Annotated in this window: 22 protein-coding genes; 13 read left to right on the top strand and 9 right to left on the bottom strand. The window is 38.5% G+C overall.

What is annotated here, in order from left to right; all coding sequences use genetic code 11:
* Positions 1–102: 102 nt before the first annotated feature.
* The 3 genes from RLO81_RS12910 to RLO81_RS12900 all read left to right on the top strand — a co-directional run bounded on the left by RLO81_RS12910 (position 103) and on the right by RLO81_RS12900 (position 2,121).
* Positions 103–1,020 carry a TraB/GumN family protein gene (locus RLO81_RS12910; protein WP_350112185.1) on the top strand — a complete coding sequence of 306 codons (918 nt, stop codon included), beginning with the start codon at positions 103–105 and terminating at the stop codon, positions 1,018–1,020.
* A gap of 272 nt (positions 1,021–1,292) precedes the next feature.
* Positions 1,293–1,664, top strand: coding sequence for an Xre family toxin-antitoxin system antitoxin (locus RLO81_RS12905; protein ID WP_350112182.1), 372 nt, complete (start codon positions 1,293–1,295; stop codon positions 1,662–1,664).
* Position 1,665: 1 nt separating this feature from the next.
* Positions 1,666–2,121: an RES family NAD+ phosphorylase gene (locus RLO81_RS12900; RefSeq protein WP_350112180.1), complete on the top strand. Its 456-nt coding sequence runs from the start codon at positions 1,666–1,668 to the stop codon at positions 2,119–2,121.
* Positions 2,122–2,124: 3 nt separating this feature from the next.
* Here the strand turns inward: RLO81_RS12900 and RLO81_RS12895 are convergent, their stop codons facing one another.
* The 6 genes from RLO81_RS12895 to RLO81_RS12870 form a co-directional block, all read right to left on the bottom strand.
* A complete protein-coding gene (locus RLO81_RS12895; protein WP_350112178.1) occupies positions 2,125–4,782 on the bottom strand; it encodes an ABC transporter permease in 2,658 nt (885 codons plus the stop codon).
* Positions 4,782–5,111, bottom strand: a complete 330-nt coding sequence (locus RLO81_RS12890; protein WP_350112175.1) for a PadR family transcriptional regulator — start codon at positions 5,109–5,111, stop codon at positions 4,782–4,784. The genes RLO81_RS12895 and RLO81_RS12890 overlap by 1 nt, the downstream gene beginning before the upstream one ends.
* Before the next feature lie 235 nt (positions 5,112–5,346).
* Positions 5,347–6,267, bottom strand: a complete 921-nt coding sequence (locus RLO81_RS12885; RefSeq protein WP_350112173.1) for a rhomboid family intramembrane serine protease — start codon at positions 6,265–6,267, stop codon at positions 5,347–5,349.
* Between the two features lie 6 nt (positions 6,268–6,273).
* Complete coding sequence (locus RLO81_RS12880) at positions 6,274–7,068, bottom strand: rhomboid family intramembrane serine protease (RefSeq protein WP_350112170.1); 795 nt, start codon at positions 7,066–7,068, stop codon at positions 6,274–6,276.
* 3 nt (positions 7,069–7,071) lie between these two features.
* On the bottom strand, positions 7,072–8,886 hold the full coding sequence (mutL, locus tag RLO81_RS12875; RefSeq protein WP_350112167.1) for a DNA mismatch repair endonuclease MutL: 1,815 nt from the start codon (positions 8,884–8,886) through the stop codon (positions 7,072–7,074).
* A 2-nt stretch (positions 8,887–8,888) separates the two neighbouring features.
* Positions 8,889–9,236: a hypothetical protein gene (locus tag RLO81_RS12870; RefSeq protein ID WP_350112164.1), complete on the bottom strand. Its 348-nt coding sequence runs from the start codon at positions 9,234–9,236 to the stop codon at positions 8,889–8,891.
* A gap of 79 nt (positions 9,237–9,315) precedes the next feature.
* Here RLO81_RS12870 and RLO81_RS12865 point away from each other — a divergent pair, with 79 nt between their 5' ends.
* The 3 genes from RLO81_RS12865 to RLO81_RS12855 all read left to right on the top strand — a co-directional run bounded on the left by RLO81_RS12865 (position 9,316) and on the right by RLO81_RS12855 (position 14,058).
* Positions 9,316–12,120 (top strand): serine hydrolase, encoded by a 2,805-nt coding sequence (locus tag RLO81_RS12865; protein ID WP_350112161.1) that lies wholly within the window; start codon positions 9,316–9,318, stop codon positions 12,118–12,120.
* 106 nt (positions 12,121–12,226) lie between these two features.
* Entirely contained in the window at positions 12,227–13,378 is a 1,152-nt protein-coding gene (gene bshA, locus RLO81_RS12860; RefSeq protein ID WP_350112158.1) for an N-acetyl-alpha-D-glucosaminyl L-malate synthase BshA, read from the top strand.
* Positions 13,379–13,446: 68 nt separating this feature from the next.
* Entirely contained in the window at positions 13,447–14,058 is a 612-nt protein-coding gene (locus tag RLO81_RS12855) for a sterol desaturase family protein (RefSeq protein WP_350112155.1), read from the top strand.
* A 130-nt stretch (positions 14,059–14,188) separates the two neighbouring features.
* Here the strand turns inward: RLO81_RS12855 and RLO81_RS12850 are convergent, their stop codons facing one another.
* On the bottom strand, positions 14,189–14,323 hold the full coding sequence (locus tag RLO81_RS12850; protein ID WP_350112152.1) for a hypothetical protein: 135 nt from the start codon (positions 14,321–14,323) through the stop codon (positions 14,189–14,191).
* A 202-nt stretch (positions 14,324–14,525) separates the two neighbouring features.
* On the opposite strand from RLO81_RS12850, the gene RLO81_RS12845 reads away from it, so the two are divergent.
* From RLO81_RS12845 to RLO81_RS12825, 5 genes are all read left to right on the top strand, one after another.
* Entirely contained in the window at positions 14,526–15,623 is a 1,098-nt protein-coding gene (locus RLO81_RS12845; RefSeq protein WP_350112149.1) for a vWA domain-containing protein, read from the top strand.
* Positions 15,624–15,633: 10 nt separating this feature from the next.
* Positions 15,634–17,130, top strand: a complete 1,497-nt coding sequence (locus RLO81_RS12840) for a P-loop NTPase family protein (protein ID WP_350112146.1) — start codon at positions 15,634–15,636, stop codon at positions 17,128–17,130.
* A 9-nt stretch (positions 17,131–17,139) separates the two neighbouring features.
* On the top strand, positions 17,140–17,790 hold the full coding sequence (locus tag RLO81_RS12835) for an AlbA family DNA-binding domain-containing protein (protein WP_350112144.1): 651 nt from the start codon (positions 17,140–17,142) through the stop codon (positions 17,788–17,790).
* An 80-nt stretch (positions 17,791–17,870) separates the two neighbouring features.
* Complete coding sequence (locus tag RLO81_RS12830) at positions 17,871–19,211, top strand: PhoH family protein (protein ID WP_350112142.1); 1,341 nt, start codon at positions 17,871–17,873, stop codon at positions 19,209–19,211.
* A gap of 214 nt (positions 19,212–19,425) precedes the next feature.
* Positions 19,426–19,740, top strand: a complete 315-nt coding sequence (locus RLO81_RS12825) for an HPF/RaiA family ribosome-associated protein (RefSeq protein WP_350112139.1) — start codon at positions 19,426–19,428, stop codon at positions 19,738–19,740.
* Between the two features lie 649 nt (positions 19,741–20,389).
* On the opposite strand, the gene RLO81_RS12820 is transcribed toward RLO81_RS12825, so the two are convergent.
* Positions 20,390–20,677: a GIY-YIG nuclease family protein gene (locus RLO81_RS12820; protein ID WP_350112136.1), complete on the bottom strand. Its 288-nt coding sequence runs from the start codon at positions 20,675–20,677 to the stop codon at positions 20,390–20,392.
* A 745-nt stretch (positions 20,678–21,422) separates the two neighbouring features.
* Positions 21,423–21,797, bottom strand: coding sequence for a hypothetical protein (locus RLO81_RS12815; protein ID WP_350112134.1), 375 nt, complete (start codon positions 21,795–21,797; stop codon positions 21,423–21,425).
* Between the two features lie 181 nt (positions 21,798–21,978).
* On the opposite strand from RLO81_RS12815, the gene xerA reads away from it, so the two are divergent.
* Together xerA and RLO81_RS12805 are read left to right on the top strand one after the other, a co-directional pair.
* On the top strand, positions 21,979–23,109 hold the full coding sequence (xerA, locus tag RLO81_RS12810) for a site-specific tyrosine recombinase/integron integrase (protein WP_350112131.1): 1,131 nt from the start codon (positions 21,979–21,981) through the stop codon (positions 23,107–23,109).
* Between the two features lie 72 nt (positions 23,110–23,181).
* Positions 23,182–23,637 carry an Imm44 family immunity protein gene (locus tag RLO81_RS12805; protein WP_350112128.1) on the top strand — a complete coding sequence of 152 codons (456 nt, stop codon included), beginning with the start codon at positions 23,182–23,184 and terminating at the stop codon, positions 23,635–23,637.
* The last annotated feature ends 334 nt before the right edge of the window (positions 23,638–23,971 follow it).

Here is a 23,971-nt window from a genome sequence, read left to right as displayed (position 1 = left end):
AGTTAAATAATTTTTCACATTTCTGTAATTATCTCAATTCCATTTTTACTAACTCAGTGAACGTTCATTAAAGTAATTATTAAAAAGTAAAACAATAAGCTAATGACACTTTCATTGAATAAAAAACGAATCAAACGTATAGTAATTAAACTACTGGTATTTGCCTTGTCTTTTCTTGGAGGCATGATGCTGGCCAGAGTAACTAAAGCACAGGATGCCAAATCGTTACTTTGGAAAATTGAGGGTAAGGAACTTAAAAAACCATCCTATCTCTACGGAACTGTCCACCTGATTTGCAAAGAAGATTTCAGGTTTGATGAGTCTATAACCTCAGCACTAAATACTACGGAGCAAACCATTTTGGAAATCGATTATGATGACCCAGAGTTTATGACCAAAATGCAACAAGGTTCATTAAACCCGGGAATGAAGAATATTTCCGAAGAATTTACTGCCGAACAAAAAGAGGTAACAAACAAATTCTTTAAAACACATTATGGCGCTGATTTAACACAATTAGGTGTGGTAAAGCCATTTGGTCTTTTATCTATGGTAATTCAAAAATCGGTGACATGCCCTGTGGTAGAAAGTTATGAGCAAACCTTTGCCAATAACGCGAAAGAACGAAATGTTGAAGTATTAGGGTTGGAAACAGTGGAGTTTCAAACAACACTATTTGATCAGTTGCCAATGGAAGACCAAATTGAACTTTTGGTTACTAGCATCAATGATTTTGAGGATGGCAAAGAGGATTTTACAAAAATGATTGATGCGTATAAAAAGCAAGATATTGTAGCCCTCAAGAAGTTTATGACCGATTCACCAGAATATGAAAAGTTTGAAGACTTGCTGATTAATGACAGAAATGAAGACTGGATTTCCAAAATAGAAAAGCATGCGAAAGAAAAACCTACCTTCTTTGCTGTTGGTGCGCTGCACTTGGCCGGAGATAATGGGGTAATTAAACTACTTGAGAAAGAAGGTTATAAGGTGAGTCCTGTTTCAAATGCTGTTCAGTAAATTGAGGTTAGTAGATTTTTGAAATAGCCGTGGATATTTCCCGGCTATTTTTTTGAAAGTAGAATAGATTGATCCTATCAGGAGTCAATGAAATCAACTTAATTTGGGCTGAATGATCGACTTTACTAAGGTTTAATACGATAGTAAGGTTACCTGGCAATTTCATGTTAATCCCTGATCACTATTTTATTAAAAAAATTAAGCGAAAATATTTGTATTATCTTACGCAGTTTTTCGTATATTAGAGTGTGGATGAGATAAAAAATATAGTAATGGAGCCGGCACTAAGGTATAGTAAAGCAAATGATGGGATCACTAAATCTGATTTCTTAAACATAGTACACTACTGCGGGCTTAACATCACAGAATTTTCTTCCCTACTTCCGGTAAGCAAAAGAACCATAGAAAAAGCCAAAAACAACGACCTTCTAAGCCCTGTAGTTAGCGACAGGGTACTTCAGATAGCAGCCCTTTATCAGTTTGGTTCAGAGGTAATTGGCAGCATAGAATCTCTAAGAAAGTGGATGTCCTCGCCCCTGATAGCATTGGGTGGCAAAAAACCATTAGATTTTATAAATAACGATACTGGAATATCCATTGTAAGAGATTTATTAGGAAGAATAGAGCACGGGGTGTATTCTTAAAATGATTCTTCATAGGGTTACCACCAAGGCATATATTCAGGATTTTTCAGGAACGGGAGCCATGTTGTACGGTGGCCGTTGGAATCATAAAGGCACAAGAATGGTGTATACCTCCGCCAGCCTTTCATTGGCCACATTAGAGATTGTGGCAAATCTTTCATCAGATCGAATCAATAGAGGCCTGTATTGTGTCGAGATTAATTTCCCTGATCATCTTGAAATAACTGAACTCACGACACTTCCTAAAAAATGGAACCGATATCCATACACTCAAAAAACGATGGATAAAGGTTCTCAATTCATTAAAAAAGGAGGTTTATGCTTAAAAGTGCCCAGCGCACTGGTACCATCAGAGTTTAATTACCTAATCAACCCTATGCATGATCAGGCCTCACAAATAAAATTTATTGATGCCAGACCAATGATTTTAGACCAACGACTTTTAAAACATCATTAATTATTACTCATACCTCAAAGTGTTCGATGGATTTAGCCTTGCCGCCCGAATCCCATGATAAGTAACGGTTAAAAGAGCCACAGTCAATCCAATTAAAAAGGAAAGTACATATACAGACCAGCCCATTTCAATTTTAAATTTAAAATCTTCCAGCCACCAATTGTTCATTAGAAAACTGGCTAACGGAGCAGCGATAATAAAGGCTATCAAGGCCATAAATACAAACTGCTTATTAATCAGTATAAATATGGCTGAAACAGGGGCACCAAAAACCTTTCTTATTCCAATTTCTTTCGTTCTGTTAATAGCATTAATACCAGCAAGTCCAAAAAGCCCGAGTCCGGAGATTAACAGTGCAAATAGTGTAGAGAAGCCCATGATATTCATCCAGCGCTCAAAAGATGCATACTGAGCCTGTATATCGTCATCAAGAAAAGTATACTCAAAGGGCTTATCTGCAATCGACTCATTAAATGCCTTTTCTACTCTTTCTAATGCAGTTGGTAAACTTCCTGCTTTTAACTTGATGAGCAGAGTCGTGTAATACCCTACTTCATTTTTATCCATAGACAAAAACATAGGCTCAATTTCAGATTCTAAAGATCTGAAGTGATAGTCTTTTACAACACCAATCACTTTATAACCCAGGCTGGCCGTATCTTCTCTCCAATTCAGATATTCCTCTAATGGATTTTCCCAACCCATATCCTTCACAAGAGCTTCATTTACAATAAGAGCTGTTGTATCAGATGGTATTGATGGACTGAAATTCCTACCCTCAAGTAATTCTATTCCCATTGCATCCATGTAACTAGGGTCAACTGCCCATACATAGGCCTTTTTATTTTCACCATCTATTTCATACCCATATCTTGACCAGCCTCTGTTAAAAGATGATGTTGTGCCCGAAACACTTACAATATTTGGTTCATTTTGTAGATTATTTCGCACTCTTTCCACCGCCAGATTGGCCTCTTCAGTCCAGCCTAACTGAATGGGCACCACCAATACCTGATCTTTATTAAATCCAAGGTCTTTTGTTGTGATGTATTTCATCTGCTGGTACATCACAAAGGCAGAAATTAACAATGTGGTAGATAGTGTGAATTGTAACAACACCAACGGTCTGGCGACTCCCGCCCTTACTTTGGTTGAACTCCCTCCTTTTAACACTTTGGTTGGACTAAATGATGATAAAAAGAAAGCCGGGTATGCTCCTGCCATCAGTCCAATGGATAATGAAATAACTATTGCAAAACCAACTATTTCCAATAAGTTGAGATAATTCAGCTTTATTTCTTTGCCAGTAAAATCATTAAAGGTGGGAAGGAATAAATACATTAGAATCACTCCTAAAATCAAAGAAATGAATACCAGCACTACCGATTCCACAGCAAACTGACTTATAAGCTGATTCTTACTGGCGCCAATAGATTTACGAACACCTACTTCAGTACTTCTCAGAGTAGATGTTGTTAACGCCAATGAAATGTAATTGATGGCAGCTATAATGATAATCAATAAGGCCAATACACCCAGAATATAGGAGTACTGCGGGTCACTCACTTTGTGCCAATACATAGCATTATTGAGATGAACATTATCCAGCCTGGTAGTATGGTATTCAAATTGTATCACATCATCAGGAATGGAATAGCGCTCTTTACTTCTGGCTAGTCGCTCAGACATATACTTATCTCGAATGCCTTGTAAATTATCGAAGAACTGAGCATAATCTGCCCCTTTTCTAAGCTGGACAAAAGTGGGGGTATTAAAACTTGACCAATTGGCCAATGAACGTTCATAATTAAACCTATGCGTTTGATTAACCAGAATATCAAAATATAGACTTGAATTCGCAGGTGGGTTTTGCATAACTCCTATAACTTCAAATTCCTTTTCTCCATCAATATCAATTTGTAAAGTAGCACCTAAAGGATCAACATCATTAAAATACTTTTTGGCCATAGCTTCCGTAATAATAGCGTGATGCTTCTCCTTCAAAAACTCATTTTTGTTCCCTGAAATGACAGAAAAAGAGAACATTTTAAAAAAGTCCGGATCTGTAAATGTGATAGGCTCGGTAAAAATCTTTTTACCACTTTTTACAACATACTCTTCACCAGTGTCAAATCTTGCAGCAAATTCCACTTCTGCCAATTCTTCCTTAACTGTGGGAGCAAATGGAGTTTGCAGCCAGGGTGATTGTATATAAGGATTTTCTGGATCGGGGTCCCAGGCTCGGTACGCATATTCCTCTACACGATAAATTCTATCCTTATTTACATGAAACTCATCGAAACTGTGTTCATCCTGAATATACAAATAGATAAGGAGTGCAAAAGCTAGCCCTATACTTAAACCAAAGGCATTAATAAATGTAAAAAGTTTTCTGCGAGCCATATGGCGGCCCGCAATTTTAAAGTAATTAGAAATCATAATTGTGTTGTTTATTCTGAGTTTGAACTTGTTGCGCATAAGTATTCCCGGACGTATAAATTTGACCGCGTTCCAGAAATAGTTTTGCCTGGCTTTCTTGTAGCCTAATTCTTCTATGTCGTAATAAAATTGCTCCTCCAAATCACCGGCTATACCTTCCCATAGGTATTCAGGACATAGCCTTTCCAGAAGTGATTGCATGTATTTGGGAGGCTGATGCATTAGATACTGAATTTTAATTCAGGCACTAGTTTCCAAAGCTTCATTCGCTGCTCCTGCAGCGACTGTAGCACTTTAATGCCTGCAGATGTCAATTCAAAGTAACGTTTTCTTCTCCCTCCTCTTTCATTGGTAGCTCCACCCATAAATGATTTCAAAAGTCCCTTATCCTCTAAGCGATAAAGAGTTACGTGAACAGCACTGAGATTTACTTTTCTTTCCAGCTGAGTCTTTACCTCCTCTACTATTGCATTTCCATAAGCTGCCTCCTTTAAGATGCCCACCATGGTAAGCATTAACTCTTCAAATTCACCTAAATAAATATTTGACATTTCTATTTATATATAAATTGTAAAACAAATATATTTATTTCTATACGATTTGTAAAAGAAATTGTTTAATGTTGATTTGAATAATGATGATTGCCTTGGCTGGCGCAAGTTTGCAACTTGTGCCTTTCTAATAACCTCAAGGATTTGTAACTTATTTGCTTTGATAGAAAACTAACCGAGTCACAGACTCTCAATTTCATTTATTAGCCCAAGTCATAGACTTGCTCTAGCTGTGTCACTTACTCGCATTAAATAGCTTCTGCTTTTCTTCCTTTGTAAGGCTTTCATAGCCTTTCTCAGAGATTTTATCCAGTATGGCATCGATCTCATCCTGGCTGGTGGTCGACTTTGATTTAGTCATCGTTGGCCTTGAAGTAGATTTACCTGAAGTGCCTGAATCCGTTCTTCTGTGAGTTACTTTAATTTTTGGTGAGCTCACAAAAAAGCTTTTGAAGAAATTCATGGTGGATATTATCCATAACCCCCAGTCTGTGCCTTTTTGGAGGCTTACAATATGCAGGTAACCAATTAATGCTCCACCTAAATGGGCGATATTCCCTCCGGCATTTCCTCCTGTAGATCCAAGGAATGATAACACAATGTAGAAACCTGCAATATATTTAATTCGGACTGGCCCTATAAAAATCAAATGAAAAGTGTAATTAGGTAATAATGTAGCGGCTGCCACCACCACAGCATACACTGCTGCAGATGCACCCACCATGCCAGAGAATCCTGATCGCTCAATATAGAAAGGCACTAAATTATAAACCATTAAATAAGCTAAACTCCCCGCCAAGGCACCCAACACATACAGAATAATTACTCGATCACTGCCGAGGTACTCAATAATCAATCTGGCAAACCAGTAAAATACCAGCATGTTGAAAAGAATATGGAATATATCACTCAGGCTATGCGCAAAAGCATAGGTTATGAGAGTCCAGGGTCGGGTTAAAAATTCAGTAAATACTGGCGGTATACTAAACTGCTCGTAAACAAAAACAAATACCCCCTCAAATCCGAATAAGGCAGATAGCACATTTAAAACAGCCAAAAACAAAAACACCACCACATTGATAATAATCAGCTGCGTGTGTGAGCTGTTAGGCCTGTTAAAGGCATTTTTAAAATCGTCTTTTATACTTCCGTACATCTTCTATCAATAAAAACGGTTGCGGTCATTCTTCCAAAACTGGATCATAATAAAGGCAAAAATCATCCCACCTAAATGCGCAAAATGGGCTGTAACATCCCCACTCTCTCTATTTAATCCTGAATATAACGCTATTGCACCCAAAATCAACACTAAATATTTAGCCTTAATAGGTATGGGCGGAAACAACAGCATAAGTTCTGTATTAGGGAATAACAAACCAAAGGCCATTAATATTCCATAAATAGCTCCTGATGCTCCAAGCATTGATCCGTAATTGTGTTTTTCATTATACAATTTACGTGCATACGCCTTACTTCTTTCCTCTAACTGCTCGCTATCCGGATTTTGTGCATACAACTCAATGAAATTATAAATTTCGGGGTTCGCTGATTCTATGTTTTCAACAATCAGGGCATTAAATGATTCCGGATCGGGATTAATCACATATTCCTCTACCTGATTCTTAATATTGGAAAGTTGCACATATTCAATTCCATTATATAAAATACCTGCTCCAATTCCTGTTACCAAATAAAAAATCATAAAACGTTTCGGCCCCCAAAACTGCTCTAACAGAGGGCCTAGAAAAACTAAGCCCAACATGTTAAAAAGTATGTGCATTAAGCCTCCATGGGCAAACATGTACGTAAAGAACTGGTACGGTGCGAAATTCACTGACCCGAACTTCCATAAAGAGACCATCTCTGTAAAGTGAAGGCCTGTGAACAGGTTTTGAATCAGAAAAAAAACAACATTAATTATCAGTAGATTTTTTACTACTGGTGTAAGTCTCATCATCTGCTATACAAATAAGTTTTCAATCGCATTTAAATCTAAAATATGGTAGGTTTTTCTACCATTCGGAGCATAATTAGGATTACCACATCCAAAGAGCTGATCTATTAAACGCTCCATTTCCACTTCTGTTAACCTCACTCCTGATTTCAGGCTCGTTCGTTTTGCTAATGACCTCGCCAAATTTTCATTTTTAGGCATCGAAAGCTCAACATTCTTTTTAAACTGATCTAACAAGCCTTCAAAGATTTCCTTTTCGTTACCGGATGTCAAATCTACAGGCAATCCTTTTATTAAAATATCACTTTTTCCGAAGGGTTCTATATCAAAACCCAGCGCAGCAATCTCCTCCTCCATCTCCATTACGAGACTGAAGTCAGAAGGGTTTAAAGAAATGGCCTGTGGAAACAACGACTGCTGTGAAGCAGCGGAACCATTGGATAGTGAATCGAGATATTTTTCAAATAAAATGCGTTCGTGGGCACTTTGTTGGTCAATAACCATCATGCCTGATTTTACCTGGCTAACAATGTATTTGTTGTGTAATTGAAAGATGGTAGATTCTATTTGCTGTGTCTGCTCCCTTGGTTCATCATTCATCTGACTACCGAAGGTGATCGTCATCTCCTCATTCTCAGATTCATCCAACTGACTCATGGAAATCTTGCCACTGTTCTCATCAAAAAGCCTGTCCCAATTATCCAGGTTAGATTGCTCTCTTGAAGAGGTAGTTCTAAATTGTGTATAATTTTTGTCTTTTATACTTTCTCGCTGTGCCGCTATTTTATGTCCTATATTTATATCTGCGCTAAAGTCTAATGCGGGTGTAATATTATGTGTAGCCAATGCCTGCCTTACAGCCGCTCGCACCACTGCATAAGCTGTTCGCTCATCATCAAACTTTATTTCTGTTTTGGTCGGATGAACATTAATATCTATATGCTTAGGATCGATAGAAATAAACAACACATAAAATGGAAAGCTATTCTCAGAAATCAATCCCTGAAAGGCATTCGTTACTGCGTGATTTAAATAGCTGCTCTTTATAAACCGATTGTTCACAAAGAAAAACTGTTCGCCACGGGTTTTCTTCGCAAAATCAGGCTTGCCCACATAACCTTTAATTTGAATATGGTCGATACTTTCTTCGCAGGCCACCAGTTGCTGCTGGTAATTTTTACCGAAAAGGTGCACTATGCGCTGGCTCAATTTGCCGGCTGGCAAATTGTAAGTCTCCATATCATTCTGATGGAGACTAAACCCAATTTGAGGGTTTGCCAGGGCCACTCGCTGAAATTCCTCTACAATATGTTTCATTTCCACCCCATTCGATTTGAGAAAATTCCTGCGGGCTGGAACATTATAAAATAGATTTTTAACGCAAATAGAAGTGCCCTTCTCACATGCCGTTGCTTCCTGTTTCTTAACTTCAGAAGCCTCTACCAAAATGAGGGAACCTAGCTCTTGTCCTTCCTGCTTTGTTTTAATTTCCAATTGTGCAACAGCAGCCATCGAAGCCAATGCCTCGCCTCTAAAGCCCATTGTGCGTATTGAGAACAAATCTTCACTCTTTCTAATTTTGGAAGTTGCATGGCGCTCCAGGCTCATCCGGGCGTCCGTCTCTGTCATACCTTTACCATCATCAATTACCTGAATAAGCACCTTGCCTGCTTCCTTAACTATAAGTTTGATAAAACCAGCCTCCGCATCTACCGCATTTTCCAGTAACTCTTTTACCGCAGACGCAGGACGTTGCACCACTTCGCCAGCAGCAATTTGGTTAGCTAAAGAATCTGGAAGTAACTTAATTATATCTGGCATCCTTAAATAATACGCCTCATTTTTAGGTATAACAGAAGGGAAGCGGCAGTGGCGAATATGTATAGGGCAATATTTCCAAGATATATGTAGCCAAATACAGCAAAGGCCAGTAACATCATTATGATAAGCTGAGTAAACGTAGCAGAACCAGATGCACCAGATCGGCCTTTTTTAAAAGCCCCGGCAATGCGTGAAGAGCGATAATCAACATCCCCTTCACCTTTGGCTCGTAGTTCACGCTTAATTCGTTCGGTGCGTTCATCCACCTCTTCTTTAACCGGATCGTAATACCGCGGTTCAATGTTAAATCTTTGATATCTTGGTGTTCTAAATAGAGAAGGAATCTTCATCCTTGCTGATTATTCGTTTAACTTCGTAGTATTACAAAACTACTCATAAATACCTGCAATCTGTAAAAATAACGACCGCATGATTAGAAAAGTTTATCTGACTTTTTTACTACTCTTTACTACACTACTAATTCATGCTCAAACTGAAAAGTCACAATGGGTGGATAGTGTTTATGCTTCGCTCACGCTCGATCAGCGCCTTGGTCAGCTCATGGTTTTTCCGGCTAATGGGCATGGCAATAACGAACACAGAAATGCCATACTTAATACCATAGACCGATACACACTAGGTGGTTTTATGATTACATCAGGTAATCCAAAAAATGTGATCCAACTTAATAATGAGCTTCGTTCACATTCAACACTACCGCTACTCTCCTTCGCCCATCTTAACAATGGGCTTAGTGATTACATTGAGAACACCCAGCCTTTGGCCAATATGCTCACTCTAAATGCAATTCAAGACAAAGGGTTTATCATTGATAATGCCTCTGCACTAGCCAACCAATTGGATATGCTCGGCATTAATGTAGGCCTGCAGTCATTTGGTACATTGTTTAATACACAAAACACTGCTCAGATTTCAACCCTTCAGCTAGGAAATATTCAAACCATAGATTCATTGATGATGAGTGAAGCCAGGTTAAAAAAAGTAGCATTGGGCAAGGCTGCGTTCCCATCCGTCAATGGAAAAATCACGAAAAAGGAGCTCGATACCTACCTTAATGCATATCGGTATTCTTTTACCAATGGGACAAACTTTGTTTCCTTAAACGAAAAATATTCATCCATCGATCAGAAAAATGCTTCAGCTTCTTCAAAAAATACGTATGAATACCTGCGGAAAAATTTAAATTTCAATGGTTTTATACTTGCTGAAGAACTAGATAAAATCGATAAATACAGACCAGGAAAAACAGAAGCACAAACAGTACTTTTTGGTAGTGATTTAATTGTATCCACCAATATAAACAGCACCATCAAACAAATTAAAAAACTGATTAGAAAAGGTGATATCCCTTTAAATGCCGTAGAGGGAAAAGTAAAAAAACTGCTTGCCTATAAATATGATCTGGTACAAACAAATTCGGGTATCCGTTCAGAGGCCAATATTACAGCACGTATTAAAAATGCCTGTGCATTATCTGCCTACGAATCTGCCTTGCAGGAATCTGTAACCTACTATCCTGGGAAAGCGATCCTGCCGGTAACCGTATTAGAAGACCAGAATTTTGCTTCGCTTACGCTTGGGGCAAATCCCTATTTTCAAAGCTACCTGAGCAATTATTCAATTTTCAGCCATTATAACGATAGTTTTTCAGTGCCTAAATTGTCTGAGACATTGCCACTATTCGATAAAATAATCATTGGATTATTTGCAGATTCTACAGACACAAAATGGATTGAATTGATCAACTCATTGGATCCTAAAAAAGTAATTCTGTGTAGTGCCGTTAGGCCCGAATTACCCTTATTTAATTCAGACATAACCAAGCTTATCTATTACACTACTGATAATTTAATCGGCAAATTCGTTCCGCAAAGTATATTTGGTGCTGCACATTCCGATGGTCAACTACCAATTACATTAAGTGATAAACTTCAACAGGGGGCTGGGAAAGAATTAAACCCGATAAGTAGGCTGGCATTTAAAACCCCCGAACAAGCCAGTGTTGACGGTTTTGCTCTGTCGAAAATTGATAAGATAGCTCGTGAAGCCATTCAAAGCAAAGCAACACCGGGGTGTCAAATCATTGTAGCGCGCAAAGGATCGGTAATCTACAATAAATCTTTCGGGTACCATACATACGACAGCTTAAAGCCTGTTGATAATCAAAGTATTTACGATTTGGCCTCTATTACTAAAGTAGCAGCCACCACACAAGCCATCATGTTTCTCGAGGAAAGGCAAGTGATAGATCTTGACAAAAAAGTATCGGTGTACTTAGACGATCTTAAGGGCACTAATAAAGAGTACATGACCATTCGGGACATTCTTACACATCAGGCAGGTCTATGGCCCTATCTTCCTTTCTGGAAGGAAACACTAGCGGATGATACCTATGCCAGCATCTATTACAGCAATCATCCGGACGACAATTATCCCTATCAACTATCGGAAGGTATGTATATTTCCAATATTACTAAAGATAGCGTATGGCAATGGGTGAAAGCTTCGAAACTCCGAAAGAAAAATACTGGCGCCACCTACGATTACAGGTACAGTGACATGGGCTATTACATTATGCAAAGGCTTATTGAAAAAACCGTGAATCAACCCATTGAAGAATTTCTTCAACAAAATTTCTACGACCCTTTAGGTCTTAGCACAATGAGCTATTTACCACTGTGCAAGTTTCCTCAAAACCTGATTGCACCTACAGAGAACGACAACTATTTTAGAAAAAGTCTTGTTAAGGGAATGGTACATGATCAAGGAGCAGCTTTGGTAGGTGGTGTAGCAGGGCATGCAGGGCTATTTAGTAATGCACTGGATTTGGCCAAACTTGCTCAAATGAATTTGCAAGACGGCTATTATGGCGGGCATGAATACTTTAAAAAAGGTACAATATCAAGATTTACCTCTGTACAGTATGAAAGCAACCGTAGGGGTATTGGCTGGGATAAACCAGTAGTAGCAGAATGGAATAGCCCGACATCTGTGTATGCGTCTAAAAAAAGTTTTGGACATACGGGTTTTACAGGCACCGCTGTTTGGATCGATCCGGAATTTGAATTGGTATATGTATTTCTTTCAAACCGTATATATCCAGATGCCGACAATGTAAAACTTATTAAAAATAATATCCGTACAAGGATTCAGGATTTGATTTATCAGGCTATTTGGAAATATGAGGAATCTCCCGGAGCTAGATGTAACTAATAAAGTATGAAATCGATAGTAAAAATATCTGGCCTGAAGTTAATACCTTCAGGGAAAGATATTTTATGCAAGATTCCATGTGACCATAGAAAATTAAAATATACACATGAAAATAGGTATTGTTTGTTACCCAACATTTGGTGGTAGTGGAGTTGTAGCTACGGAGCTTGGGAAAGCGCTGGCAAAAGAAGGTCATAAGATTCATTTTATTACCTACTCACAACCAACCAGGTTAGATTTTTTCAATCAAAACCTGTTTTACCATGAGGTCACCATTCGTAATTACCCGCTTTTTGAATATGCTCCGTACGAGCTAGCACTCGCCAGCAAAATGGTAGATGTAGTGAAGTATGAGAAACTGGATTTATTACATGTTCATTATGCCATACCACATGCCTCGGCAGCGTACATGGCAAAACAAATATTGGCTTCTCAGGGTATCTATATTCCGTTTATTACCACGTTGCATGGTACTGACATCACGCTGGTAGGCAAAGATGCATCCTACGAACCGGTTGTTACCTTCAGCATTAATGCTTCTGATGGAGTTACGGCTGTTTCTGAAGATTTGCGAAAAGATACGTACGAGCACTTTGATATAACGAAAGACATTGAGGTGATTCCTAACTTCATTGACTTAGAGCGCTTTAAAAAGCAGAAAAAAGAACATTTCAAAAAAGCCATTTGCCCGAACGATGAGAAACTCTTAGTGCACACCTCTAACTTTAGAAAAGTAAAGCGTGTGGATGATGTGGTTAAGGTCTTTCATAACGTAAGAAAGATTATTCCGGCAAAACTTTTACTCGTTGGTGATGGCCCTGAAAGAACCCATGTTGAAGCACTTTGCAGAGAATTAGGCGATTGCGATGATATTCGATTCCTGGGCAAACTCGAGCAGGTAGAAGAAGTGCTTTCCGTTGCTGACTTATTTATTATGCCATCGGAGAAAGAAAGCTTTGGTCTAGCCGCATTGGAAGCCATGGCTTGCGAAGTGCCCGTTATATCAACCAAGGCAGGTGGTATCCCCGAGTTGAATGTGCAAGGGAAAACCGGCTTCTTAAGCGATGTTGGCGATGTGGAAGATATGACCAAGAATGCGCTTCATATTTTAGACCCTGCCAATTTGCCGGAGTTCAAGAAAAATGCATTAAACAGAGCCAAAGAATTTGATATTTCCAGAATTCTTCCGTTATATGAAAATTTATATGAGAAAGTGGTAGCTAATACCAAAAAAATGCAATTAAACGAACTCTTATAAACATTATCGCATTACACTATTAAATTATCTACTCATAGTATATTTTTGTTAGTATAAAGGTCAACAGAATGAGTATTAAGGAAATAAAACCTAACAACAAAGGCACAAAACAGCTTTCTGACAATCCCTGGATAGAGCGATTGACAAGAACGCATATTTCTATTCCCATTACATTGTTTCTACTATATTCCGGGGCGCTGCTATATTATAGCACCACGAATACAGAATTATCAACAGGTATAACGGTTGCGCTTTTTCTTTTTGGGCTATTGGCATTTTCCTTGGTGGAATATTTAATGCATCGATACCTGTTTCATATGCAGGTATACACAAAAGCAAGGGCTAAAATGCAGTACATCATGCACGGGGTGCATCATGAGTTTCCTAAGGATAAGGATAGACTGGCCATGCCTCCTTTAGCGAGCTTAACCATAGCCACAGTACTGCTGTTCTTATTCAGACTTATTATGGATGATTATGTATTTGGTTTTCTGCCGGGATTCTTAACCGGTTATGCGAGTTACCTGTTCGTGCACTACATCGTGCATGCATTTCAACCACCTAAAAATTTCTTTAAAACACTTTGGGTGCATCATGGAATCCATCATTATAAAGACAATGAGAAAGCTTTTGGTGTTAGCTCTCCATTATGGGATTATGTGTTCCGCACAATGCCTTAAATTGAAATTAGTTACTTTGGATTTTCTTGTTGAGTTTGTGTCGCATGATCCTGTATCGCCTCAAACGGTAGTCTAAAAGCTCTTCCAGTAGTTTAATTAATTTAATGTTTTTCAACTTTTTAAACATTATTTATATCCTTTCATTCTTCATCTCCTTAATCTCCTTTTTTGGTTCTTCCTTTTTCGCATAGGTAGGACAAGAATAATACCCGCAGGATGAGAAGACAAAACCAAAAAATAAAACAGCTACTATAGACTTTTTCATTAATTAATAGGTAGTGGTTAGTAAAACGTAATACTCATGTAAAACCCAGAATTAAAAATAAGGTTTCCTTAATATGGTGCTAGTTTGGGGTAAAACATACATCTGTGATTGAAAAGCTTAAATCTTATCAGTTGCACATTTGAACAGAAATTGGCCTAATTTGGTTAAGTAATTCGTACTGGTTATCTACGTTATTTCTACTATGCTCGGACACAGATTCACAGATTTCATACCCAACCCAAAAGAGAACAAAAGTGATTTCGATAAACTTTTGGATATTTTCTTGCAGCTGTTGGTAATCACTGCCGGTGATGTATCCGAAGCACTGAGCTGGCTCAGCAATGTAGACAAGCAATATAACCTTACGAGTGATGCTTATGGCATTGGAGATTTTATTGAAGATTTAAAGGACAAAGGGTACATCACAGATGAAAATCCGGAAGGTAAATTTGAAGTAACTGCCAAGAGCGAACAGAAAATGAGAAGCAGTGCCTTAGAAGAAATTTTCGGAAAACTTAAGAAGTCTAAGCGGGGTGATCACAAAACCAATTATGGTGGTTTGGGTGATGAGCAAAGCACAGATAAGCGTGACTACCAATTTGGTGACACACTCGAGCAAATCTCTATGACAGATTCATTAAGAAATGCCCAAATCAATCACGGCCTGGATAGCTTTATGATGACAGAAGGAGATCTGGAAATCATGGAGAATGAGTATAAGACGCAAACCTCCACCGTGCTGATGATCGATATTTCCCACTCCATGATTTTATATGGCGAAGATCGGATTACACCTGCTAAGAAAGTAGCCATGGCATTGGCTGAACTTATCACTAAAAAGTACCCGAAAGACACGTTGGACATCATCGTTTTTGGAAATGATGCCTGGCAAATAGAAATTAAAGACCTTCCATATTTGCAGGTTGGCCCATATCACACCAATACAGTGGCGGGTTTAGAGTTGGCGCTCGACTTATTAAGAAAAAGAAAGAATGCCAATAAGCAAATTTTTATGATTACCGATGGCAAGCCAACCTGCCTGAAAGTGGGAATTAAGTATTACAAAAACAGCTTTGGTTTAGATAGCAAAATCCTAAACCGAACATTAAATCTGGCAAAACAATGCCGCAAACTTCGAATACCGGTAACTACATTTATGATTGCATCAGACCCTTACCTAAAAGAGTTCGTGAAAGAATTTACCAAAGTAAATGATGGCAATGCCTATTACAGTAGTTTGCAGGGTCTCGGTCATTTGATATTCGAAGATTACAAAAAAAACAGACGCAAAAAGTTCTAAGCTTAACTTTATGAATCATACAAAAATTAAAACTTTAGGAGAGTTAAAGAAGGCAGGTTATGTGCCAAAATCAGTAAAACAAGAACTGAGGGATAACCTTATCCATAATCTCAAAAAGAAAATAAATGTGTTTGAAGGAATTTGGGGATATAAAGAATCAGTAATACCAGATTTAGAACGCGCCATTTTATCAAAGCATGATATAAACTTTCTTGGTTTAAGAGGTCAGGCTAAAACCCGTATGGCCCGCATGATGGTGAAACTTCTGGATGAATTCATCCCCATCATTGAAGGCAGCGAGATGAATGACGATCCGTTACAGCCAATATCAAGATATGGCAAAGATACAGTGGCCGAAAAAGGTGACGATACACCTGTTGCCTGGCTATCGAGAGATGAACGATATACCGAGAAGCTGGCCACCCCGGATGTATCCATTGCTGACCTTATTGGTGATGTAGACCCGATCAAAGCGGCCACCATGAAACTCCCCTACTCTGATGAGCGAGTCATACATTTCGGGTTAATACCTCGTTCTCATAGAGGCATATTTGTGATTAATGAATTGCCCGATTTACAAGCAAGAATACAAGTGGCCTTGTTCAACATCTTACAAGAAGGCGATATTCAAATAAGAGGTTTTAAAGTACGTATGCCTTTAGAAATACAATTCGTTTTTACTGCTAACCCAGAAGACTATACTAATAGAGGTAGCATTGTTACACCCTTAAAAGATCGGATCGACAGCCAGATAATTACGCACTATCCAAAAACGATTGAGATAGGTAGAAAAATTACCGAGCAGGAAGCAGATATAAAGCCAGAACAGCAGGAATTGGTGACAATGAATGATGTAGCCATAGACCTGATAGAACAAATAGCCTTTGAAGCCCGAAATAGTGAGTATGTGGATGCTAAAAGTGGTGTATCTGCCCGATTGACCATTTCAGCATTAGAAAACCTAATGAGTGCTGCAGAACGCAGGGCGCTCATCAACAATGAGAAAACCTACATTCGGGTTTCTGATTTTTATGGTGTGATCCCCTCCATCACCGGTAAGGTGGAATTAGTGTATGAAGGCGAGCAGGAAGGCCCCGGTATTGTGGCTCACAATCTTGTTGGCAAAGCCATCCGTACAAAATTTACTGAGTTCTTCCCCGATCCTGATAAAATCAGGAAACAAAAGGCCAATAATCCTTATAAAGCCATTACTGATTGGTTTGGAAATGAAAACACAGTGGATATTCTGAACGACTTCAAAGGTAAGGAGTATGAAAAAGCACTGAACAGCATACCGGGTTTAAAAGAGCTTGTCTCTGATTTACATGGACATGCCGATAAAGACCTAAAAACATTTTTGATGGAGTTTGCCTTGCATGGGCTATCAGAATACAGCATGCTCAGCAAACATCAGCTCACAAGCGGTTTGCAGTTTAAAGACCTTCTAAGCAGTATGTTTACAATGCCAGGCCCTGAGGGTGATGAAGACGAAGAAAACTTCCAGTAATATTGAGGCATGACTTACCGAGACCTGAGAAAGTTAGTAGCTCAGGGTGAATCAGATTTTTTGGAATTTAAACGGAAAGTGGCTCACCCTGAAAAAATAGTAAGGGAGCTGGTGGCCTTTGCCAATACCAATGGTGGTCACTTGCTCATAGGTGTTAGCGATAATGGCGAGATTCCCGGTGTTAAATTTCCTGAGGATGAAATCTATGCATTGAACAAATCCATTGAAGAACTATGCAAGCCTCCCTTTGATTATGAAATTGAAGAAATAGAGCTCAACGAAAAAGCTGCGGCTATTGTATATTATATTCCACAAAGTAAAAGGCGGCCACACGCAGTGAAGGAAGACAGAGCAAGTAAGTGGGGGCAGGTGTATGTGCGCTATGAAGATAAAAGCGTGAAGGCAAGCAGGGAAATGCGCGAAATCATCAAACGTAAAAAGAAGAACAAAGACATACGCTTTAACTATGGCGATAAAGAGCAAAAACTCATGGCTTATTTAGAAGAGCGTCAATCCATCAGTTTAAATGAATTTAAAGAATTGGCCAACCTAAATAACTTCATGGCATCCAGAACTTTAGTGCTTCTGGTACTGGCCAATGTGCTGTCAATTCGACCCACCGAAAAAGGGGATATTTATACGCTGAAAAATAATTTATAAATTAATTCACAACTTCTTTTGCCTTATTGAGCAGTTGTCTATTTTAGCCATACTTCAACCACTACTTAAAACCTACCGGCATGGCAAAAGCGGAGAATAAAGACAAAAAGGTTTTCGTTCTAGACACTTCAGTTATCATTTTCGAACACAACTCTATCATGAACTTCGCAGAGCATGATATTGGTATTCCGATAACCGTTTTAGAAGAGCTGGACAACTTTAAAAAAGGAAACGATACAAAGAACTTTGAAGCACGGGAGTTCATTCGACTGTTAAATAAACTTGCCGATGGCAAGATGCTGCACGATTGGAATCCGCTAAACGGAAAAACCAGGGGCAGCTTTAAAGTGCTGATGGACCAGAACAGCAAAGTAGATGCTACTAAAGTTTTTGACGAAGAAAAGGCCGATCATCGAATACTGAATACTGCTTTGCAGTTACAGGAAGAAATGAAAGGCCGCAAGGTTATCCTTGTTTCTAAAGACATCAATCTTCGATTGAAGGCCAAATCATTGGGTCTGCCGGCAGAAGATTATAACACCGGAAAAGTAAAAAATGTAAGCTCCCTCTATTCGGGCAAATCCGTTGAGGATAAAACCGATCCTGAGAAAATTAATGAGCTCTATGAAAAGGGCAGTTGTGTTCCTAAAGATATACTTGGAAGGAAAAAACCCTCTAAAAACAGCTATTACATATTAAAAAGCGGAAAAAAATCGGCCCTGGCCTATTATAATCCGGCCACGGAGCTTATTGAGCATGTTGAGAAACGTTCGGTCTATGGCATTAAGCCAAGAAATGCAGAGCAGGCGTTTGCGATACACGCCATTATGAACCCGAATATTAAGTTGGTGAGTATGCAAGGTGTGGCAGGTACGGGTAAAACATTAATTGCACTGGCAGCTGCTATGGAGCAGAAGCGCGAATTCAAACAGATATATTTGGCCCGACCTATTGTACCGTTGAGTAACAAAGACATTGGCTACCTTCCGGGCGACATTAAGTCTAAATTAAACCCGTACATGGAGCCACTTTGGGACAACCTAAAGTTTATACAAAACCAATACCATGAGTCTGATAAAGAGTATTCTAAGATTACAGAAATGGTGAACCAAGAGAAGCTAGTTATTACACCATTGGCTTATATACGAGGCAGGAGTTTATCCAACATCTGCTTTATTGTGGACGAGGCGCAGAACCTAACACCACATGAAGTGAAAACTATTATTACGCGAGCGGGTGAGAATACAAAGATTATCTTTACCGGAGACATTTACCAGATAGATACGCCTTACTTAGACTCTCAAAGTAACGGCCTTTCCTATTTAATAGACCGGGTGAAAGACCATGAGCTCTATGCGCACGTAACCCTTGAAAAAGGTGAGCGTTCTGAATTAGCTAATCTGGCGAACGAGTTGTTGTAATTGGTAATACGGTATGATTAATAGAGCTTGCATCGGCAATAAAGAATTTAAACATGATCGCCACAGTTGATATGCCAGTTATTTGCACTGCTAGAATTTGTTGCTGCTAACAAACATGATTAATGACATATAATTTTCTGACACAGTAGATAACAGCAAAAAGTGAGGCGCGGTAGATTAGAATAAATTAAATGATGGAAATAAATTTAAGATAATGAAAGTACAATTCAACACAGATCACAACATAAAGGGTACAGAAAAGCTAGAGGCATTTGTGTCTGAAAAAGTTAATAAAGCGCTCAAACACTTTGCCGAAAGAATTACGCGCATTGAGGTGCATCTTTCTGATGAAAACGCTGCGAAGGGTGGCCCCGATGATATTCAGTGTAAAATCGAGGCTCGGTTAAAAGGCCTGCAGCCGGTTTTAGTTACAAGTAAAAACAGCTCTAAAGAAAAAGCCTTAACTGAGGCTATTGATAAGATAAAGGCTGCATTAAATTCTGTTATTGGCAAGTTAAGTAGCCATTAAAAAGTGATTTAATTAATTAGATGATCTCAAAAATTGGTGATACTGAAAGGATTTTCCTAAATAAGTACACCATAATTACAAAGTATCGTCAACCCAACTTAGTAAGTTGCCTCCTGATGTCGGCATGACATTCTTCGTTTAGTGGTCATCCTGAGGCACGAAGGACCTTCCTAAGTTAGTAGAGAAAATGTAAAAGTATCCCGCATCCATACTGAGTAAGTTGCCTCCGAAGTCGGCATGACGTACTTTTTTGTTGCGGGTCATCCTGACGAAGGAAGGACCTTCCTAAGTTAGAACAGCGAATCCGAAAAGTATGGTCAACCCAACTTAGTAAGTTGCCTCCTGAAGTCGGCATGACGTACCTTCTTCAGACAGTCATCCTGAGGCACGAAGGATCTTCCTAAGTTAGTTAAGCAAATGTAAAAGTATGCCGCATCCCAACTTAGTAAGATGCCTCCTGATGTCGGCATGACGTACTTTTTCGTAGCGGGTCATCCTGACGAAGGAAGGATCTTCCTAAGTTAATTCAGCAAATTGTAAAAGTATCCTGCATCTAAATTGAGTAAGATGCCTCCAAAGTCGACATGACATACCTTCTTCAGACAGTCATTCTTGACCTTCCATTTTAGTGGGTTGTCATGACAATAAACTAAAGAGTTTTGTTTAAGAAATTCATGGCTGGATTAAAACTATAAACCAACGCTAATTTCTTTGCTCTTCTCCAACCTTTTATTTCCTTTTCCCTTGCTATAGCATCTTCTACTTTCAGATGTCTTTCATAGTAAATTAGGTTGTAGCAATAATATCTTCCTGCAAATGTTTTTTGGTGACCTCGATTACAATAATGTTCGTTTATTCTGACATACAAATCATTGGTGATACCTGTATAAAAAACTGTTTTATTAGGGTTAGTGGTTATGTAGACTAAGTAATTCATTCAAAAAAATCAATATAAAATCATCCAAGTACTTCTAAGTATTTACCTAAATTAACCTACTAATTGCAAATTATTAGACAACCCAACTTAGTAAGTTGCCTCCGAAGTCGGCATGACGTATTTTTTCGTAGCGGGTCATCCAGACGAAGGAAGGATCTTCCTAAGTTAGTTCAGCAAAATTAAAAAGTCTCATGCATCCCTATTGAGTAAGTTGCCTCCAAAGTAGGCATGACATACCTTCTTTAGACAGTCATCCTGACGAAGGAAGGATCTTCCTAAGTTAGTACAGCAAAATGTGAAAGTATCCTGCATCCATACTGAGTAAGTTGCCTCCGAAGTCGGCATGACGTAATTTTTGGTTGCGGGTCATCCTGAGGCACGAAGGACCTTCCTAAGTTAGAACAGCGAATACGAAAAGCATGGTCAACCCAACTTAGTAAGTTGCCTCCTGATGTCGGCATGACGTAATTTTTGGTTGCGAGTCATCCTGAGGCACGAAGGACCTTCCTAAGTTAGGTCAGCGAATCCGAAAAGTATGGTCAATCCAACTTAGTAAGTTGCCTCCTGATGTCGGCATGACGTAATTTTTTGTTGCGGGTCATCCTGACGAAGGAAGGATCTTCCTAAGTTAATTTAGCAAATGTAAAAGTATCCTGCATCTAAATTGAGTAAGATGCCTCCAAAGTCGGCATGACATTCTTTTTTGGAACACCCATTAAATCTTAAAGGTTTTAAGCAAGATTACTTACCACATTTTTAAACTAAGCTTATCGAAATAAGGCTGTTTCTGAACAATAAGTGCTTTTTCAATAACTTCACCCGTATAGCTATTTGTTTCTTTTAGTGGGCTAAACGCGTAATCGTAACAGATGTAATACACCTGATTTTTATTGGTTTTGTAAATTCCGGAAAAGGTTCGATAATCGTACCCCCGGCTATCCAATTCAGCCTTACGGACAGTAGCCTTTCCAATAGGGCATAGCGATTTTAAAATTCGTCTATTCCTACGCAGCACTTTATTGATATTCATTATCAATTGCTCATCATCTCTTTTTACCTGATTGTTATAGGCATTCCTGCAGTAGTAGTCGCAGAATTTTTTATCTATTCTGCCCGACATTGGTTTACCACATTGTAAACATTTCATTTTATCCTCCATACCACCAATAAGAATACATCGAACCCAAATATAGTATATTATTATTCATTTTATTAAACGCTTATAGTCATTTAATAAAGTAGTTATGGAATTTATTTTAGTGATATTTAGGCAAGAGTTTCACACGATATTTTTTAACAAGATGAATAAAAAGTCTATTACGTTAAAGCATTTGCTCATTAACCAGCAGCGGCAGATTGGGCTCAAGTTTTATCCTGATAAGGTACTTCAATCTCTGTTAAAGGAAATACCAGGGATAAAATGGAGTAATACGTACTCTATGGCGTATTTGGCCAATACATCGGCCAACCTCAACTTAATTTACCATACATTTAAAGGTGTTGCGCTAATTGATGGCCGGTATTTTTATTTAAACAGGCCCATGCACAATCCTGTAAAAGAAGAGTATCAATATAAATTTAATAAACCCAGAGCAGCGTATACAGAGGGCTATAAAACCTGCCCGAAAGAGTTTTTACAGAAGTTACAGCTAAAAAAATACAGCGACAGCACGGCTCGTATTTATATAGGAATGTTTGAAGGTTTCATTAACTATTATCCTGATAAAGACATTCAAGAATTAGGTGAAGATGAGATTAGAGATTACCTCTCCTATCAGGTTAAATTAGGCCGATCAGACTCTATGCTCAACCAAATAATAAATAGCATTAAGTTTTATTACGAGATTGTATTAGGCATGCCAAATCGATTTTATGATATTGAGCGCCCTAATGCTCGAGAAAAACTGCCCGAAGTGTTATCCAAAGAAGAGGTTCAGCGAATACTTACACAAACAAGCAACTTAAAGCATAGGTGTATTTTAAGTACCATCTACTCGGCCGGCTTACGAATTAGTGAAGTATTAAACCTCAAAATTAAAGATATTGATAGTAGCAGAATGATGATAAGAATTGAGGGTGCCAAAGGTGGGAAAGACCGCTACACATTGCTGAGCAACAATCTTTTGGAAGATTTAAGATGCTATTATAAAAAACATAAGCCAAAAGAGTTCCTTTTTGAAGGACCTGATTATGGACCCTATTCCAGCACTTCGATACGAAAAATTTTAAAGCGCTCTTGCTTGAAAGCAGGAATTAGAAAAGGTGTGAAACCCCATACCTTAAGGCACTCTTTTGCCACTCATTTGCTGGAGCAGGGCACTGATTTGCGCAGTATCCAAACATTATTGGGACATAACAACCTAACTACCACTGAGATATACACACACGTGGCTAACACAGCTATGAATACGATTAAAAATCCATTAGATTAGTCCCAATAATAAAATATAACAAACACTCGGTGTCTGTTACCGATGTGTTAACTGCCACAATCTGCAAAACTTATGGACAACATTTTAGGATGTTTTGTATCTGGACCATCTACTTATTATGACAGCTCACCTGCGGATATTGAAGTTGCCAGCCAATGTGGTGAAATATTCAATACCTTTATTTGGGGAACAGATGGATTATCAGAACGAATTAAATCTCTTAAGCACAAAGATTATGGCAAAGATTTAATTCTCATCCTTTATCAATTCTATTTGAACCCAATTCCTGTTGAACTTCAACACCTAAAGGACATTGAGAGATACAGAAAAAGCGAGAAATCAATTGGAATACCAATTATTGTAGACGAATCTAATTTCTTCTCAAAAACAGATAATGAAAAAGTGAGCTTTTTAAAATCTTCAATGTTGGAAAAGCTTAACCTACTAGACGCTGTGGTAAAGCGGAATAAATTGGACACTGACCTGAAACAATTGAAAGTCGATTTGCTGGACTGCTTGAAAAAGTAAAAGGGCAGTTAACATACTTTAAGAGCGCATTTGGACTTCACCTTGCGAAGTCCTTAAATGCTCTTGTGAGGCTCGCCCGCACGTTTTGGGTTAGCATTCCATAGCCACTTTCATCTCTTAACTTGTGGACGATCAACAGGAACGCAGTGTCTTAAGCTGCTTATATCTCGACTAGGTTCTAAACCCAAATCGTGCTAGTTTTATGCCCTGAACTAAAGTAAAAACACGCGCCTTACAGGGTCGTTATAGGGCATAAAATTCAACATGAAAGGTTTAACGAATATCATTTTTTTACTATTTCTAGTAAGTTTTTCCAATTACGGATTAGCTCAAT

This window comes from Fulvivirga sp. (assembly GCF_040220315.1).
GTDB lineage: Bacteria > Bacteroidota > Bacteroidia > Cytophagales > Cyclobacteriaceae > Fulvivirga.
This window is presented reverse-complemented; position numbering and strand designations above follow the sequence as displayed.